The following is a 16,873-nucleotide window of genomic DNA, read 5'->3' as shown; positions in this document are numbered from 1 at the left end:
TCAGGCGGCCATTGGTTGACCCGGCTAATTGGCTTCAATGTAGGCGTTGAGATTGGCCAGTTGGTTGTCATAGCGGCAGCCTTTCTGGCTGTTGGACTTTGGCGCAAGGAACCGTGGTACAGATCGCTCATCGTGGTACCGGCGAGTTTTGTCATCGCTTTGGTGGGCGCCTTCTGGACTGTCGAGCGGACTCTTGCAGCGTTGACATAAGGCCTGGGCATCAAGTTTTTTGACAGCCCGCTTTGGGTTGTTCGCGGCCTAATGCACTTGAAGAGCCTATGCGTTCGAGTGCCCAAATCGCGTTCACACGTGTCGAAATCGCCACTGGGAATATCCGTAGCACCCAAAAGACAACAAGCCGAAATCACAGAAGCTGACATCGGTGCAGCACGCGGCGGACGGCTGCTTTCTGCCCATCGCGTCGGATTCGGCTTACCGGGGTAACGGCAAGTATGGGCTCGGAGCAGACATCCGACTAGTTCTGTCGAATGACTACTTTGTGTCGGTTACCAGCCCCTGCCCAATCAATGGATCAGCTTCTGCAGTTCCCTGTCAGTGCGGATCAATTCATTGATGGTCTTGCGCAGTTCCTCAGCTTCTCTGGACCTTTGTCCATGTCTCCAGGACGGATGGTCAGGTCCTGATGCATGCCCACCTCTAGCCCCATGCATGCGGCAGACACTCCAGCCTCGAACGGCGGGTGCGCGGCACCGCTTGCCAGTGGATTTCGCTGCGGCGATACATCTGGGCGCATCATTGAGCCGTTTGGTGGGGTCCATGAGGTTGTCGTCACTTTTTGTCATCCGACCGCCCCCCGTTTTGAACATTGCCAACGATTGCCTGCCCACCATCATTGACCTCGACGCGCTCGACGCGGACGGTTTGATCTGCCTTGGATCGATACCGTTTCAGGGTTTCAACCTGATTGGTGAAAGTGCGCGAAAGTTTGTTGAGCGCTCGTTCCGCTGAATCTTGCTGTGGAAGAGATTTTACGTGATTGAGCCTGCGCGCCATCATCATCGTTGCCTGATGGATCGCGCCCATTTGTATTGCCAGCATGGCTTCGATCTCGTCTTGCGGCCCTACCCCGGCAACAACGGACATCACGAAGTTCGACGCGTTCTCAGAAACTGAGCTGTCCTGTTGTCCGAGAATTGCGACTTGATCCATCACGCCTTCGAAGAACCGATAATCGATTGTGCCGAGCTCATGCATCGCTAAAGCACAAGCCGCCTTTGGATCTTTTCCTTTGTGGCCAACTGTAAGTCTCCGCGCCTCTTCATCGAAGTCCAACTTGATGTCCGGGGCCCGAACGCTTGATTTCTTCCGTTCCTTCAAATCCGCAATCGCATTGGTCTCCGCTTCGGTAAGCTCGGAATTCTTTGTCTGCAGATCGTTGCCTTTGTCTTTCTGTGTCTTGCTCATGTCCGCCTCGCGTAACAGGGAGTGGTTAGTATTAGTGTTCCGTTTCAGAACCGATGGACCGTCGAGAAATCGGCCTGACGGGTTCTGATTTGGAACCATGGGGGGTCTTTGGGTTCTCAAACGGAACCACAGAGGATGCTGACGGGTCCGTCTCAGAACCGCGTTTTGTTTTTTTGGGCTGCCAGAGCCGCCAGTTGTTAGTGGCGGCTTTTTTGCCGGACCGGGTTTGTGTGGTCTTAGTCGTTAACCGCCATTCGTGGGCGCGACGGTGATACCAGTTGCCTTCCTGCTCCAGCACAAGAAAGCCTTTGTCTTTCAGATCCTCGAAAGCGCGCTGAACGGTGGCCTTGCCCAACCCCAAGATTTCTGCCGCCTCGTTCATTGACAGAAACAGCTTGCCGTTGTTGCCGCCATTGAAGCGGGTGTGAAGCTCCAGCCAGAGCTTCACTGCAGGTCCGGACAGAGCACGCCACGCCGGGGACTTGATCATGGCGTACGGCAGAGGAACGTATTGACCCTCATCCGACCTTTTGCCATTGGGAGACCGGCGTCTACTCATTGCGATACCCCCGCTGGAAGTGTTCGGGCAACTTATCCAGTTCGGGCATGTCGCGGCCGATATGCGCCCGGACGAGCTGAGTTAGGCCAGATTTGGACACACAGTATCCGAGTGTGTCCCATGCCGCTCCCCCGGCCGGAAATTGCGGTCTCTGACGCTGAAACAGCCATTGGATACCGTCCCTGCAGACAGAGACGCGGTAGATACCATGGCGAAAGAGTTCGCCCTGGTAGTTCTCAGCGGTTTCTCGATGATCGGTCTGGGAAAGGGGGCCGTCTTCCAGCCCGCTTTCATAGCTTTGATTGCGCGATTTGGAAAAGGACCCATCAGCCATGCTCGATCCGTCCGTTCCGTAATATCACCCGTTCGACCGAGTTGCTTTGAGGCGACCAGTAGTACCGACGCTCGTTTTGTCTTGTCGGCGCGGGGCATCCTGTGGCATCAACTGGACTTGCTAGGGTGGCAGTTGATGTCACTGGAAAAGCCCCATCTCCGCGCTTGGAGTTGGGGTTTTTCATTATGCAGCCTCGTTGTTGGGATCGGTGCGCCGAGCCGCCAGCCAGGCGTTCAGATCAGCGCCGTGATAGGCGATCCGCCGACCGATGCGAAGAAAGGCCGGACCACACATGCGGTGACGCCATTGAGCCAACTTCTCGCGATTTCCCAGCAATTGCATTTCAGGGTCTTCTGGGAAATAGACCCGGTCGTCATTGAAGACGTTTGCCATCGTTGAAATCCTCTTGGATCAGTTGCGATGGCATTAACTTGCCCTTGCGGCAGGCCCACTAATAGCTGCCGAACTTTGAAAAACTTGTAACGAGTTAATACCGCAGTTGGCTGTGAAAGCTTTTTCAAATTGTAAATTTTTACGAAATTACAATATTTTAAACCTGACCACCACTGCCAGAACCGTATCACTCAGAACGGAATCTCGGAACCGTCGTCTTCGTTGCCTTGGATTGCACTATCAAAATTATCCACGGCTTCGGGGAATTCGGTTTCATCCTCTATATAGGTTGGCGTGGCCCCTCCCTTGGTATTCCAATTCGCTACAGTTGAGATTTCGTCCACCGCCTTTTTCGGAACCAAACCGGTTTCATCGCCAAGTCCGAATTGCACACCGTTTGCTTGCACCCACATCGCAAGGCTTTCTTTGACGCTTTTATTTTTCTGTTGTTTCAAAACAGCCTGCCAAGCTGCCACAGCACAGGCCAGTTTAGGTGAGTACCTGGGTCCGGTTTTGTCGTCCAAGCCCCCTGTAGAAGAGTTTGGAAAGAAAAAACGCGGTCGAATGCCTCGACCATTGAGCCAGCGTTTTAGGTCGTCTACCTCGACAGTTGTCTGCTCCCAATTCGGCTCTTTGAAAACCCACAACTCATCGGCGCCCCTGGCCACCTGAATTGGCCCACCTATATGCAGGCGGCCTTCGCCCGATTGACAACTTACCAAATGATCGAATTCAACTCGCTCTTCTTGATATGGGTCCAGTTCTAGTTTGACAGTATGATAGACCGGCTCTCCCATTATGCTTAAATCTGGCGAGTAGTTTTTAACTCCACGGGCCGGGTAGCTAATTTTCGCGCGAAGACGGTTTCCTAAAATCGCGGCTCTCAGCGCCTTTAGTACAGGCTTCAAATCATCGTAGTCTTGGCGCTGTTTGGTCTTTGGCACGCCATGCTCATCATAGATTCTAACGTTGTCCTCTTGATCCCATAGCTCGACATGCTGAGATGGGTTTTCACCAATTATTAGTATGGCAGCGTCAACTACTGACAATTCGTCACACAGTTTCCAGTAGAACAGTGGATCTTCGTTGTTGCTAACCATCAATTCCTCCAACAAATGAATTCCATTCGGCAAGAAGAGAGCGCCGACGCTCCAACAAATCTGACCGTGCATACGCCCGCTCCACATCAGACCCAACTTGATGGGCCAAAGCTGCCTCTGCCAATTCACGCGGTGCGTTTGCAGCCTCGGCCGCCCAATCCCGAAACGAACTGCGGAAGCCATGAACGGTGACGCCGTCCTGCCGCATCCGGCGCAGCAGCATCAGCATGGACATGTTTGACAGGGGCTGATGCCGCTTTTGACCCTCGAACACATAGTCAGAGGCCAGCGCACGCAACGGCTCCAGAATGGCCAGCATTTCGTCGGTGAGAGGGACACGATGGGCCTGCCCACCCTTCATACGCTCCGCCGGGATGGTCCATAGTCGCGCATCTATATCGACCTCGGGCCATTTCATCTCCAGCACCTCGGAGGTCCGGCAGGCGGTCAGAATGGTGAACTGCAACGCATTGGCGGCCATGGCGGAGCGGGTCAGCAACTCGGCATACAACACGGGCACCTCTTGCCACGGCATCGCGTCATGGTGCTGGACCTTGGCTTTGACGGTAGGCAGCACCTTCCCTTCGCGGATCGCGGTCACCGGGTTCTCGCCTGAGCGGAAGCCCTTGGACTTTGCCACGTCGAGCACAGTCTTGATCCGCTGCGACAGTCGCTTTGCGGTTTCGTGTTTCTCGGTCCAGATGGGGGACAAGCACATCAGCACTTCGGGCTGATCGATGCTGTCGACCGGCATACGGCCGATCTTGGGAAATGCATAGTCGCGTAACGTGTTAAGCCACTGCTGGCCGTGCTTGGCATTCTTCCATGTTGGCAGGCGGTCGATATGAACTTGACGACTGAGTTCTTCGAAGGTCGGGATTTCACGCTGGGCGTTAAACCGAGGGTTCAATCCAGATTTTGCCATGCGTCGATATTCGAGCGCCCTTTCTCGGGCTTGGTTCAGTGTAACGACATCCGCGCCGCCCAACCCGAAATCCGTGCGTAGCGGCGCGCCCTTGCGGTTCTTCTGTCCCTTGACCGTAACGCGTACGATCCAACGCCGTGCACCTGATGGATCAACAACAAGGTACAAGCCAGAGCCGTCGCCATGCCGACCCGGACCAAGATTCTCTACCAGCTTCTTTGTCAGCTTCCCGCTGAGCGCGGCCATGAAAATACCACAAAATATACCACTCAATAACAGTATACGAGTATGATCGGATAAAATCCAACGAAACCCACGAACGCGGCTACAGTCATAAAAGACAGAGGTTTAAACAACGTAGTGTGTCTAACCAAAATTTTAGAAAATCACCAAGTGGCGGACCGAGGAGGATTCGAACCCCCGACCCCTTGATTCGTAGTCAAGTACTCTATCCAGCTGAGCTATCGGTCCGCGTTGGTGAGGCGGTGTTTAGACCTGCCGCCCAGAACGTGCAAGTCGATTCTTCAAAAATAATTCAAAAAGTCATGTCACCACGGGGAAGGCTTATTTCGAACACGGTTCCTTCGGATCCGGTCTGTTTCAGTGTCAGGTCTCCACCATGCCCACGCACGAGTTCCTGGGAAATCGCCAGACCCAAACCAGACCCCCCTTTTCGAACCCCACCCTGAAACGGAGTGAACAGGTTTTCGCGCGCTTTTGGCGGCAGGCCCGGACCTGTGTCGCGGATTTCAATGCACCAGGTGTCCCCATATTCGCAGCCAGCAATCGTTACACGCCCAGGCTTGGCAGATGTCACCAAGGCCTGACGCGCGTTGCGCACAAGGTTCATGATGACCCGGAACAATTGTTCGGGGTCTGCGCGGACGATCAGATCCTCAGGTACTTCGTTCACGATTTCGACGCAGGCATCAGCAACGGCAAGCTGTTCACTGGCTGCCACATCTGCAGCCAGCGACCGCACAGGGACCATCGTCAGTGTGGGGGCAGGCTCTTCCGCGCGACCAAAGGCCAGCGTGCTTTCACACAACGATACCGCGCGTGTAATGGAGTTCACCAGTTTCGGTGCCATCCGACGAACCAGCGGATCGTCGCTGGATTCGATTCTGTCCGTGAACAGCTGTGCCGAGGTCAATATGTTGCGCAAGTCGTGACTGACCTTGGCAACCGCCCCACCCAGCTGTGCCAGCCTCTCGCGTTGTCGCAGTGCCTGTGTCAGATCCGTCTGCAGCATTTGCAGCGCCTCCTCGGCCTCACGCAGTTCAGTCACTTTCGAGTTCGGCGAGATGATGCCCCGCGCGTCTTCGGGCGCGCTGGCATAGCGCTGCATATACCCCACGACGCTTTTGATCGGCCGCACAAGAACCACGCGCACCGCAAGAAACAAAAGCGAAGCGGTGATGATCGAAATGACAAAAGACAAACCAAGAATGCGCAGCCCGTAGTCTACCATCGCCATGCGCAGTGGGGCGCTGTCCGTGGTGACTTCGATCAACAGCCCAGCGCCCTTGACCGGTTCGCCAATGACTCGAATTATTTCGTTCTCGGGTGTAAAAATCCGGCTCATCGCATCACGGATCAATACCAAGGGACCCGCATCGCGCAAATCGTATGTCTGGGCAATTGATTCCGGAATCGGTGAAGACAACATAAGTTGCCGAACCTCATCTCGGCGCAGCACGACGTTATACACACCGGCATTTGCCAACAGCTCTGCCTCAAGGTCCTCAGCCAGCATATCGTCTGCCAACAATGCCAGCGAGGCAATCTGGGCGCGTTCCAGCCGGTTCAGCAGAAAATCTTCGCGGAAGCGAGCAATAGACGGGACAAAAATCAGGACTTCGGCCAACATGACGAAGACCGTCGTCAGGATTAGAAATCGGCCCGACAGCGAGTTCAAAATGCGCCCCTCCTCAGGTCAGGGTATCCAGCGCTGGACGAACCTGACCACCCGTTTAACTGTCTGATTCTCAAACAGCCTTGGCGTGAAATAAGCACCAGCCACGCGTTTGTTAAGCTCTCCGATCGTCGGATAGGGCGAAACCATCGCAGCGATTTGCCCCATCTTCAGATTATTGGCCAATGCCAGCGACCACAAGTTGATCAATTCGCCTGCCTGATGACCGACGATTGTGGCCCCAACGGGTCGACCTTTGACGACCATGACTTTGATGAAACCATTTGTCTTACGTTGGGAAATGGCACGATCGTTGTGATGGTAGTCAAAGCGGGCAATCTCGAGCCTGTCACCATGTTGATCGCGGGCTTGTGCTTCGGTCAGACCAACCTGCGACAATTCCGGGTCGGTATAGGTGGCCCACGGGATATGTGCCGTTTTGGCTTTGGACGGCAGGCCAAACAGAGCCGAGCGAATGATGATGCCCGCATGATACCCTGCCACATGGGTGAATTGCAGCCCACCTGCAACATCGCCAATGGCATAGACTTGGCGGTTTGTCGTCCTCAGGGCCTCATCCGTCTTTATGCCGGTCCGGGTGCGATCAATTCCCGCCTCCTCCAGATTCAGGCGTTCTATGTTGGCCTTGCGCCCGGCTGCGATCAAAAGATGAGAGCCTCTGTGAATCTCACCGATCTCGGTCACGACCTCAACTGCGCCTTCGCTTCCTCGGATTTGCGCAACCATTGCGTCTTCCCGGATGTCGACGCCTTCACTGCGCAACGCCTCCAGCACCACTGACGCAGCTTCGGGGTCGTCCTTGCCCAACGCCTTTTGGCCTTCTATGACCGTGACCTTGCTGCCAAGGCGTTGATGGGCCTGCGCCATTTCCATGCCGATCGGGCCACCGCCAATGATCAACAAATGATCCGGCCGCTCGCGCAGTTCGAAAATGGTTTCATTCGTATAGTAAGGAACTGTATCCAGCCCCGGGATCGGCGGCACCAGAGGCGAAGACCCGGTTGCGATCACGATCCTCCGTGCAGTGATGACGTGATCCCCCGCCTGCACTTTGTTGGAAGAGATAAAGGTGCCGTATTCGTGGATCACCTTGACGCCAAAGCCCTCGAACCGCTCCTGGCTGTCCATCGGCTCGATCTGGGCGATGACGTCATGTACATGATCCTTGGCCGCCGCATAGTCGATCTGAGGGGTGACATCCGAGATCCCGAATGCCGCGGAATGCGCCTGACCATAAGCGGTCTTCCCGCTTGCAATCAGCGCTTTGGACGGGACGCAGCCGAAGTTCAGGCAATCGCCCCCCATCTTGTGGCCTTCCAGGAGAACGACATCAGCACCCATTTGGCTGGCCCCAGCTGCAACCGAAAGTCCGCCGGACCCGGCCCCAATGACCAGGAGGTCTGTTTTCAGTTCGGTCATGGCTCAGCTGTCCTTATTTGCGCGCAAGGCTTTGATGACGATGGGCAAAGCTGCCAAAACGCACAACCCGATGATCGGCCCGATCACGAACGGCTCCCACAACAGGGACACATCCGGGGTTTCGCCGCGGTCGAACACTCCGCCAAGCCCGACACCAATCCAGGTGTAGACAATCCCACCCGGGATAATGCCCAGCGCCGTGGTGATCAGGAAGTTGCGAAACTTCACGCCAACCAGTGCAGGCACCAGATTGGCCACAAAGAACGGGACAATCGGCACAAGCCGCAACAGGAACAGGACCGAGATCTCATTTTCGCGCAGACCGTCCTTCAGCTTCTTGACCGTACCTTCCGAAGATTCCAACCGGGCAGTCAAAGACTCACCCAACCCCCAGCGCGCCGCCAGAAAAATGGCCGAGGCTCCGATAGTCGCTGCCACGACGTTGAAGACCGTACCTGCAAACAGGCCGAACAAGAATCCACCCGTCATCGACGCGACCGCCGCCCCGGGCAACGAAAACGCCACAATAACGATGTAAACAGTCATAAACGCGGCAGCCATGACCCAATAGTGACCATCACGCCATGCCAGAAGCGCCTCACGATTGTCCCGCAAGGTTTCAAAGCTCAGGTAATCCCCCAGCGTGAAAAAGCCAGCTACGGCAACACCAAGGATAACCAGCAATGGAATATGGCGCGCAAACCCGCTGCGCGGGGCCTGGCTTGTTTCGGACATCAGGTTTTCCGGTTCTTTCTGTTTCATCTTGTGCCCAAGATGCGCTGCCCGACGGTCCAGCAACAGGGGGATCACGGGGCCTTGATCTTTGTGGCACCGAATGTGAGAGATTTCTTCGATAAACGGGTGTTTTGAAATCTTTTCACCGCTGCGGTTACAGAATTGTTGCAAAAGGCGCGAAAACCCGGTTGTTGGGGTTTGACTTACCCCCCGCTTAGCAGTAGAGGACGGGCTTCGAACACTAGGGCCAGGCGAATCCGCGCCGCACCCCACCGCTATTGATTGGAGACGGAGCGATGAAACGCACCTATCAGCCTTCGAACCTGGTTCGCAAACGCCGCCACGGTTTCCGCGCGCGCATGGCCACCAAGGCCGGCCGCAAGATCCTGAACGCACGCCGTGCACGCGGCCGCAAATCGCTGAGCGCGTAAACCGCTCACCGATCAGGTTATGAACATGACGCCGCCGGAGGCCCCTGTGGATGGTAAGAACCAGCCCGGGAACACGCCCCCGGCGGCGTCCGTTTGTGCGCCTGAACCATTGACCGTACTCAAAAAACGTTCGGATTTTCTGAAAGCGGCCCGTGCACGCAGACAGGGTACGTCCTCGATGATGGTGCAGGCCCGCAGACGTTCGGCCGACGAAGCCTGCGGGATTCGCGTGGGGTTTACCTGCTCCAAGAAGGTCGGCAATGCCGTGGCCCGCAATCGCGCCAAACGCCGTCTGCGAGAAGCTGCCCGTGCCGTTTTGCCTGAGTTTGGCCGCGATGGATGGGATTACGTGCTGATCGGCCGTGCCGAGGTCACCGCCGACCGGCCCTTTGAAGCTCTGTTGGGCGACTTGCGCTATGCACTCCGCAAGGTTCATACTTCGGGCAAATGACCTTTCTGTCCCATATCGTCGCCCTGCCCGTTCGGGCATATCGGCTGATCTTCAGCCCATGGGTCGGCTTCAATTGCCGCTATCAGCCCACCTGCTCTGCATATGCGCTTGAGGCACTTGAGAAACACGGGTCGGTCAAAGGATCATACTTGACCGCTCGACGAATTTGCCGCTGCCACCCCTGGGGGGGCGATGGGTATGATCCGGTACCTGATTGCGAGCATCACGACGCCTCCGCCTGATTCTTCATCAGACTTGACCGGCACCTTAATGCTAGAACAACTCGCCGCAGTTATCAGGTGATAGCAGTCCCTCCTCCAGCACGCCCTTGGGATGGATACTCACGCGCCGCTGACCCACCACTTGCCCGGTTGCGCCATCTGCTGTAGGGGCTGCGCATGTTTGATGATGCAGACGATATCCACCCGCTGTTTGCTGGCGCGCCCTCGACCACCGAGTTCAAGAAGCTGCGCAAGCGCATCGTGCGTCAGACCCGCGAAGCGATCGAGCAATATGGGATGGTGGACCCGTCCGCCCACGACAAGGATGGCAAACCGCCCCGCTGGCTGGTGTGTCTGTCAGGCGGCAAGGACAGTTATACGCTGTTGGCTGTTCTCTACGAACTGAAATGGCGCGGTTTGTTGCCCGTCGATCTGCTGGCTTGCAATCTGGATCAGGGTCAACCCGGTTTCCCGGCCACTGTGTTGCCGGAATTTCTGAACCGGATGGGTGTGCCACACCGGATCGAATATCAGGACACCTATTCCGTTGTGATGGACAAGGTTCCGCAGGGTCGAACCTATTGCGCCCTATGTTCGCGCCTGCGCCGCGGCAACCTGTATCGTATCGCACGGGAAGAAGGATGCTCTGCGGTTGTTCTGGGCCATCACCGCGACGATATTCTCGAGACGTTTTTCATGAACCTCTTCCATGGCGGCCGCCTGGCCACCATGCCGCCGAAGCTGGTGAATGAAGAGGGCGATCTTTTTGTCTTCCGACCGCTTGCGCATGTTGCCGAGGCCGATTGCGAAAAGTTTGCCAACGCAATGCAATACCCAATCATCCCCTGCGACCTATGCGGCAGTCAGGACGGGTTGCAGCGTCAGCAGGTGAAACAGATTCTCGATCAGTGGGAAAAGAACAGCCCAGGCCGTCGCCAAGTTATGTTCCGCGCGTTAACAAATGCACGCCCTTCGCACCTTCTGGATGCGAAACTGTTTGATTTCCTTAACCTTTCAATAAAATCTGGCAAAAATACTGAAAACTCGGGTGAAATTCCGCAGCTGCGTTAACGACTGACTCAGACTGGTTTCTTAGGCTCGATAGCATGTCATTCATGCCAAGGCCTAAAGCACGATGTGGAACCAATCTTCATTCAATCGTTTTTTCCACTCTTTGAAAACTATTGTGAACGGGCCCGCCGTGCTGGCTTTTGTTCCGGCGCTCAGTTTAGGCGCGTTCTGGGTGGGTGGTGAACGGGCCTTGGTTTCGATGGCTCTGGGCTTACCCTTGGCGATCGCCGGGCTGGGGGCAATATCAACCACACCGACACGTCCGGGACGAAGGGCATCGGGTGGCCTGGTGTCAAATGACCACTTCGCATCCGCCTTGACAGATGTTTTTGCTGAAACCCGCCGCAAAGGCGAGGATTCAGCCTGTTTCGCCCTGGTTCTAGATGACTACACGCAGCTGCTCGATCTTCACGGACAGGCGGCTGCAAACCATGTGGCACAACAATTCTGTGCGCGTGTCATGTCAATGATCCGCAACCGTGACTGCGCGACTCGAATCGGTGGGAACAAAATGATGGTTGTCCTGCGCCCGGCTCGGCAACTGGATCTGGAAGCGTGTATCCAGCTATCCGGTCGAATGCAATCCGCCATTGAAGAGCCGATCATGTTGAACGGAACCGGCGTTTATATGTCCTGCTCAATCGGGTTCAGCCTGAGCGACAGTTTCCCCAACGGCTCCGCGATGGACTGGCGCGATGCCGCAAACAATGCCTTGCTTGAGGCGCAACAAAACGGCCCATCCACGATCCGGGCCTTTTCGTCTGAGACACGCCGCCGGGCACAGGTACGCACCAATCTGCGTAAAGAATTTGATGCGGCGCTGGACAGCGGTGAGATTCGCCCGTGGTTTCAGCCTCAAATTTCGACCGACACCGGGCGCGTTACCGGTTTTGAGGCGCTGGCCCGGTGGGAACATCCTTACAAGGGGGTTCTCAGCCCCAATGTCTTTCTGCCCTTTGCCGAACACGCCGAACTCATGGGGCGGTTGGGACAGACGATGCGGCACTACGCGTTTTCGGCTATGCGCGACTGGGATCAGGCTGGGCTGTATGTGCCGCGCATAGGAATAAATTTTTCCTCTGATGAACTGCGTGACCCGGGCCTGATCGACCGCCTGAAATGGGAGTTGGATCAATTCGACCTGACTCCAGATAGGCTGGCAGTCGAGGTGCTGGAAACCGTTTTCTCCCGTCGGCCCGATGATGTCATCACCCGCAATGTCACCGGGTTGGCCGCCATGGGCTGCTGTATCGATCTGGACGATTTCGGGACAGGCCACGCCTCAATCGCGTCAATCAAACGGTTCAACGTGTCCCGCATCAAGATCGACCGTTCCTTTGTCACCAAATCTGATCAGGACCCAAGCCAACAACAGCTGGCCAGTGCCATCCTAACCATGGCTGAGCGTTTGAATCTGGAAACATTGGCGGAAGGCGTCGAAACGCCGGGTGAGCACGCATTGATGGCTCAGCTAGGCTGCGACCACGTTCAGGGTTTTGGTATCGGCAAGCCGATGCGCTTCGAAAAAACCGAGGGCTGGATCAAGTCTTATCGCAACAAGATCGACGGGGTGCCTAAAATCGGACGGGAAACAGGCTGAGGAACCCGAAATCAGCCCAAAGAAGACCAGTACGTGACGAAATGACGGGCGATTCCGCTTGACCTTTGGGCCCGCACTCTGTTGAACCCTGCGGGTGTCTTTCACTGCTCAAGGTGGCTGTCCCCGATGGACGATCAGAACAAGAATCTCATCCTCGCAACCGCGCTCAGCTTTCTCGTGATCCTGGTCTGGTTTGTGCTGTTCCCCCCGCCGGAACCGACGCCTGCACCGGAACAGGCTGAAATTGCCAATGTCGAAGGCAATGAGGTTCAAACGCCAAGCGCTGCTGAAACAGGCGCTGTGGGGGAAGCAACCGCAGCTGCGACCGAAGCTGAACCCGAGGCTCAGGCCCCGCGGATCAGCATCGACACGCCGCGCCTGACCGGAAGCCTGTCGCTCGCCGGTGGTCGCATCGATGAGCTGTCGCTGAAAGACTACAAGGTTTCGCTGGCCGACGATTCTCCGATTGTCGAACTGTTGGCTCCGGTGGGGTCCGAGTCCGCGTATTACGCACTGTACGGCTGGGCTCCTGGCGCGGGCCTGAGCGGTGCCGACGTACCCGGCCCCAACACCATCTGGTCCGTTGAGCAGGGTGAGACCCTCGGCGTCGACAGTCCGGTGACGCTTGTTTGGGACAACGGCAACGGCCTGACCTTCCGCCGCACCATCTCGGTGGATGATAACTACATGTTCAGCGTCACGCAGTCGGTTGAAAACGCCACCGAGGCCGAGGTCGGCATGGCCCCCTACGGCATCCTGGCACGCCACGGTATTGGCGAAGACGGTGATCTGCCTGGCCTGAAGAACTTCTTCATTCTTCATGAGGGCGTTATCGGCATGGCTGACGGCACTCTGACAGAAGTGGATTACGGCGACGTTCGTGATTTCGACATCGATCCGAACGAACGCGCGCAGGCCGAGGTATATCAGGTCAAGGAAAACGGCTGGATCGGTTTCACCGATCACTACTGGATGACCACGCTGATCCCTGAGCCTGGTTCCGCGTTCAAAGCAGCCGCCAAGTATGACTCGCGCCGCAAGATCTATCAGACAGAGACCGTTCTGCCGACGCTGACCGTTGCGCCGGGTGCGACCGAGCAGGTCACGACTCGCCTTTTTGCCGGTGCAAAAGAATGGGAGGCTATTCGGGAATACCAGTCCGAAGGCGTTCAGAAATTCATCGACAGCATCGATTGGGGCTGGTTCTTCTTCCTGACCAAACCGATCTTCTGGCTTCTGCACAACATCAACGTGCTGATTGGCAACATGGGTTGGTCGATCATCGGTCTGACGCTGATCATTAAGGCGATCCTGTTCCCGCTGGCCTACAAATCCTACGTCTCGATGGCCAAGATGAAGGAATTGCAGCCGCAGATGGAGGCTCTGAAAGAAGCCGCCGGCGACGACCGTCAGAAGATGCAGCAAGGCATGATGGAACTGTACAAGAAGGAAAAGGTGAACCCGGCCGCAGGCTGTCTGCCGATCCTGTTGCAGATCCCAATCTTCTTCTCGCTATATAAGGTGATTTTCGTCACGATCGAACTGCGTCAGGCACCCTGGTTCGGACCGTTCCAGGACCTGAGCGCGCCTGACCCGACCTCGATCTTCAACTTCTTTGGCTGGCTGCCTTGGGCGACACCCGCACCTGAAAGCATCATGGCGTTGATCTTCATCGGTATTCTGCCGCTGCTGCTGGGTATCTCGATGTGGCTGCAACAGAAGCTGAATCCAGCACCAACCGACGCCACTCAAGCGATGATCTTTGCTTGGATGCCCTGGGTCTTCATGTTCATGCTAGGCGGTTTTGCCAGCGGTCTGGTCGTCTACTGGATTGCGAACAACACGATCACGTTCACACAGCAATACCTCATCATGCGCAGTCAGGGTTACAAACCGGACGTGTTCGGGAATATCAGATCCGGCTTCAAGAAGACGCCAAAAACGGACAACAAATGAGCGGGACAGTCTCAAATCTCTGGCGTCACCCGATCAAAAGTCACGGGCACGAAGCCCTGAGCCAAGTTACAGTCATCCCCGGGCAGACCATGCCCGGGGATCGCGTTTGGGCGGTTGCTCATGAAGCCGCCAAGACAGATGGGTCGGACTGGGCCCCTTGTTCTAATTTCAGCCGCGTCGCAAAGGCACCCGAACTGGCGGCGATCTCCGCCGAGTTGCACGGAGATCAGGTGACACTCCGGCACCGCGACAGACCCGATCTGAGCTTCACCCCGGATGCCGAACAAGAGGTTTTTCTGGATTGGGTAAAGCCGCTGATGCCCACTGACCGCGCAGCATCTGCCCGGATAGTCCGGGTTCCGGGACGCGGAATGACGGACAGTGATTTCCCATCCATCAGCCTGTGCAACATGGCTTCTCACCGCGCGGTCGAACAAAAACTTGGTCAAACGCTGTCCACCGTACGCTGGCGCGGGAACATCTGGATTGACGGCCTGCCCTTGTGGGAAGAGTTCGACTGGTTGGGGCGCGAAGTCCGCATTGGGCAGGCCGTGTTCCGTGTGCGCGAACGTATCACCCGCTGCAAGGCCACCACCGCCAACCCCGAAACCGGTGCGCGCGACGCGGACACTCTGGGCGCGCTGAGCAGCTGGGGCCATCAGGATTTCGGTGTTTACGCCGAGGTAATTCAAGGCGGTGAGATCCGTCTGAATGATGAGGTGTGCGTGCTATGACATCACTTCCGTTTCCACTGGCTGAAGATCCGGATGACCTTTCCAAAGAGAAAGGGCGCAAACTGTTCGCTGGCCCTTCTGAATTTGTCAAAGGCGTGGTCGCCATGAACGGCCTGCCCGCTCCTGATCGGTTGGAGGTCTGCTTCGCAGGCCGGTCGAATGTCGGCAAGTCCAGCTTGATCAACGCGCTGACCGGAACCAAGGGTCTGGCACGGGCCTCAAACACGCCCGGGCGCACGCAAGAGATCAACTTTTTCACCCAGGGCCCCGAACTCTATCTGGTGGACTTGCCTGGCTATGGCTATGCGAATGCCCCGCTGAAAGTGGTGGAGAAGTGGCAGAAACTGCTGAAACAGTATCTCAGCGGTCGCCAGACCCTGCGTCGCGCCTTTGTACTGATCGATGCGCGCCACGGCGTGAAACCGGTTGATGCCGAGATCATGAAACTGCTGGATACCAGCGCCGTAACCTTTCAATGCGTTCTGACCAAGTCCGACAAGGTCAAGGCCAAGGATCGCGAGAAGGTGCTGGACCAGACGCGCGCTGCCTTGTCCAAGCACCCCGCAGCATTCCCGGAAATCGTGCTGACCTCTTCCGAGAAAGGCGACGGCATCGCGACCTTGCGGTCCATCATCGCGCATCTGGAATAGCTTCGCCCTTGGCAGGGCCGTGCAAAGGCCCTAACACAGGTCTCCAAAGGGACTTTAGCCATGAAGACACGAGATATGAACCGGGACTGGATTGCCACCGCAGCTACACTCAACAGCGCTCTGCCCTATCTGCAGCGCTATGACGGAGCCATTGTCGTCATCAAGCTGGGCGGCCACGCGATGGGCAGCAATGAGGCGATGGAAAGCTTTGCCCGTGACGTGGTTCTGATGCGGCAGGTTGGGGTCAATCCAGTCGTTGTGCATGGCGGCGGTCCGATGATCAACGCCATGTTGGATAAGCTGGATATCCAGTCCGAGTTTGTGAACGGCAAACGTGTGACTGATACCGCAACCGTCGAAGTGGTCGAGATGGTTTTGTCCGGTCTTGTGAACAAGCGCATTGTTCAGGCGATCAATGATCAGGGCGGTTCGGCGGTTGGCCTGTCTGGCAAAGATGCAAACCTGATGACCTGCGACCAGACAGACGCGTCGCTGGGATATGTGGGCACACCCGCCGAAATGAACCCCAAGATCCTGCAAGACCTGTTCTCACATGACGTAATCCCGGTGATTGCTCCGCTGGGCGCAGGTCGTGATGGCGAAACATTCAACGTCAATGGCGACACGGCGGCGGGAGCAATTGCCTCGGCGCTAAAGGCCGACCGGTTGCTGCTGCTGACCGATGTCTCGGGTGTCAAGAACGCCGCCGGAGATGTTGTCACCGAACTGAAGGCCGGGCAAATTCGCGAAATGACCCGTGAGGGCACGATCGCAGGAGGCATGATCCCTAAGACCGAGACTGCCCTTGACGCGCTGCACAGCGGTGTTCGGGCCGTGGTGATCCTGGACGGACGCGCGCCAAACGCAGTGCTGCTCGAACTGTTCACGGAACACGGGGCCGGGTCGCTGATACGGCCGGACTGACCCGTTTGA

19 protein-coding genes and 1 tRNA gene are annotated in these 16,873 nt (G+C 56.6%); 10 read left to right on the top strand and 10 right to left on the bottom strand.

Annotated elements, in window-relative coordinates:
• On the top strand, positions 1-210 hold a 210-nt coding region (locus tag AC2FLD_RS19860; protein WP_496673150.1), incomplete at its 5' end, for a HupE/UreJ family protein.
• Between the two features lie 579 nt (positions 211-789).
• On the opposite strand, the gene AC2FLD_RS19855 is transcribed toward AC2FLD_RS19860, so the two are convergent.
• From AC2FLD_RS19855 to AC2FLD_RS19810, 10 genes are all read right to left on the bottom strand, one after another.
• Positions 790-1,425, bottom strand: a complete 636-nt coding sequence (locus tag AC2FLD_RS19855; protein WP_496673147.1) for a hypothetical protein — start codon at positions 1,423-1,425, stop codon at positions 790-792.
• A gap of 31 nt (positions 1,426-1,456) precedes the next feature.
• A complete protein-coding gene (locus AC2FLD_RS19850; RefSeq protein ID WP_496673144.1) occupies positions 1,457-1,984 on the bottom strand; it encodes a helix-turn-helix domain-containing protein in 528 nt (175 codons plus the stop codon).
• Entirely contained in the window at positions 1,977-2,318 is a 342-nt protein-coding gene (locus tag AC2FLD_RS19845) for a hypothetical protein (protein WP_496673141.1), read from the bottom strand. Before AC2FLD_RS19845 ends, AC2FLD_RS19850 begins: the two co-directional genes overlap by 8 nt.
• Before the next feature lie 183 nt (positions 2,319-2,501).
• Complete coding sequence (locus tag AC2FLD_RS19840) at positions 2,502-2,711, bottom strand: MerR family transcriptional regulator (protein WP_170392035.1); 210 nt, start codon at positions 2,709-2,711, stop codon at positions 2,502-2,504.
• A 191-nt stretch (positions 2,712-2,902) separates the two neighbouring features.
• A complete protein-coding gene (locus AC2FLD_RS19835) occupies positions 2,903-3,811 on the bottom strand; it encodes a hypothetical protein (RefSeq protein WP_480725308.1) in 909 nt (302 codons plus the stop codon).
• On the bottom strand, positions 3,804-4,982 hold the full coding sequence (locus AC2FLD_RS19830; protein WP_496673138.1) for a tyrosine-type recombinase/integrase: 1,179 nt from the start codon (positions 4,980-4,982) through the stop codon (positions 3,804-3,806). The genes AC2FLD_RS19835 and AC2FLD_RS19830 overlap by 8 nt, the downstream gene beginning before the upstream one ends.
• Before the next feature lie 148 nt (positions 4,983-5,130).
• Positions 5,131-5,207 (bottom strand) — tRNA-Arg (locus tag AC2FLD_RS19825).
• A 64-nt stretch (positions 5,208-5,271) separates the two neighbouring features.
• Entirely contained in the window at positions 5,272-6,657 is a 1,386-nt protein-coding gene (locus tag AC2FLD_RS19820) for a sensor histidine kinase (RefSeq protein WP_496673156.1), read from the bottom strand.
• Between the two features lie 15 nt (positions 6,658-6,672).
• On the bottom strand, positions 6,673-8,091 hold the full coding sequence (locus AC2FLD_RS19815) for a dihydrolipoyl dehydrogenase family protein (protein WP_496673136.1): 1,419 nt from the start codon (positions 8,089-8,091) through the stop codon (positions 6,673-6,675).
• Between the two features lie 3 nt (positions 8,092-8,094).
• The gene (locus AC2FLD_RS19810) at positions 8,095-8,826 is read right to left on the bottom strand and encodes a TVP38/TMEM64 family protein (RefSeq protein ID WP_496673153.1); all 732 of its coding nucleotides are present in this window, start codon (positions 8,824-8,826) and stop codon (positions 8,095-8,097) included.
• A 296-nt stretch (positions 8,827-9,122) separates the two neighbouring features.
• On the opposite strand from AC2FLD_RS19810, the gene rpmH reads away from it, so the two are divergent.
• The 9 genes from rpmH to argB all read left to right on the top strand — a co-directional run bounded on the left by rpmH (position 9,123) and on the right by argB (position 16,864).
• Positions 9,123-9,257 carry a 50S ribosomal protein L34 gene (rpmH, locus tag AC2FLD_RS19805; protein ID WP_005980833.1) on the top strand — a complete coding sequence of 45 codons (135 nt, stop codon included), beginning with the start codon at positions 9,123-9,125 and terminating at the stop codon, positions 9,255-9,257.
• A gap of 25 nt (positions 9,258-9,282) precedes the next feature.
• Complete coding sequence (gene rnpA, locus AC2FLD_RS19800; protein ID WP_496673134.1) at positions 9,283-9,708, top strand: ribonuclease P protein component; 426 nt, start codon at positions 9,283-9,285, stop codon at positions 9,706-9,708.
• On the top strand, positions 9,705-9,950 hold the full coding sequence (yidD, locus tag AC2FLD_RS19795) for a membrane protein insertion efficiency factor YidD (RefSeq protein WP_083445393.1): 246 nt from the start codon (positions 9,705-9,707) through the stop codon (positions 9,948-9,950). Before rnpA ends, yidD begins: the two co-directional genes overlap by 4 nt.
• Positions 9,951-10,106: 156 nt before the next feature.
• On the top strand, positions 10,107-11,000 hold the full coding sequence (ttcA, locus tag AC2FLD_RS19790; protein WP_050605871.1) for a tRNA 2-thiocytidine(32) synthetase TtcA: 894 nt from the start codon (positions 10,107-10,109) through the stop codon (positions 10,998-11,000).
• 64 nt (positions 11,001-11,064) lie between these two features.
• Positions 11,065-12,600, top strand: coding sequence for a putative bifunctional diguanylate cyclase/phosphodiesterase (locus AC2FLD_RS19785; RefSeq protein WP_496673132.1), 1,536 nt, complete (start codon positions 11,065-11,067; stop codon positions 12,598-12,600).
• A 126-nt stretch (positions 12,601-12,726) separates the two neighbouring features.
• Positions 12,727-14,556 (top strand): membrane protein insertase YidC, encoded by a 1,830-nt coding sequence (gene yidC, locus AC2FLD_RS19780; RefSeq protein ID WP_050605870.1) that lies wholly within the window; start codon positions 12,727-12,729, stop codon positions 14,554-14,556.
• A complete protein-coding gene (locus AC2FLD_RS19775) occupies positions 14,553-15,290 on the top strand; it encodes an MOSC domain-containing protein (RefSeq protein ID WP_496673129.1) in 738 nt (245 codons plus the stop codon). The genes yidC and AC2FLD_RS19775 overlap by 4 nt, the downstream gene beginning before the upstream one ends.
• Positions 15,287-15,940 carry a ribosome biogenesis GTP-binding protein YihA/YsxC gene (yihA, locus tag AC2FLD_RS19770; protein WP_496673126.1) on the top strand — a complete coding sequence of 218 codons (654 nt, stop codon included), beginning with the start codon at positions 15,287-15,289 and terminating at the stop codon, positions 15,938-15,940. Before AC2FLD_RS19775 ends, yihA begins: the two co-directional genes overlap by 4 nt.
• Positions 15,941-16,000: 60 nt before the next feature.
• Positions 16,001-16,864 (top strand): acetylglutamate kinase, encoded by an 864-nt coding sequence (argB, locus tag AC2FLD_RS19765; RefSeq protein ID WP_496673124.1) that lies wholly within the window; start codon positions 16,001-16,003, stop codon positions 16,862-16,864.
• Positions 16,865-16,873 lie beyond the last annotated feature (9 nt).

The organism is Ruegeria sp. CDSA021 (assembly GCF_059612325.1).
Note: the sequence above shows the minus strand (reverse complement) of the source record. Positions and strands in the feature narration are given on the sequence as shown.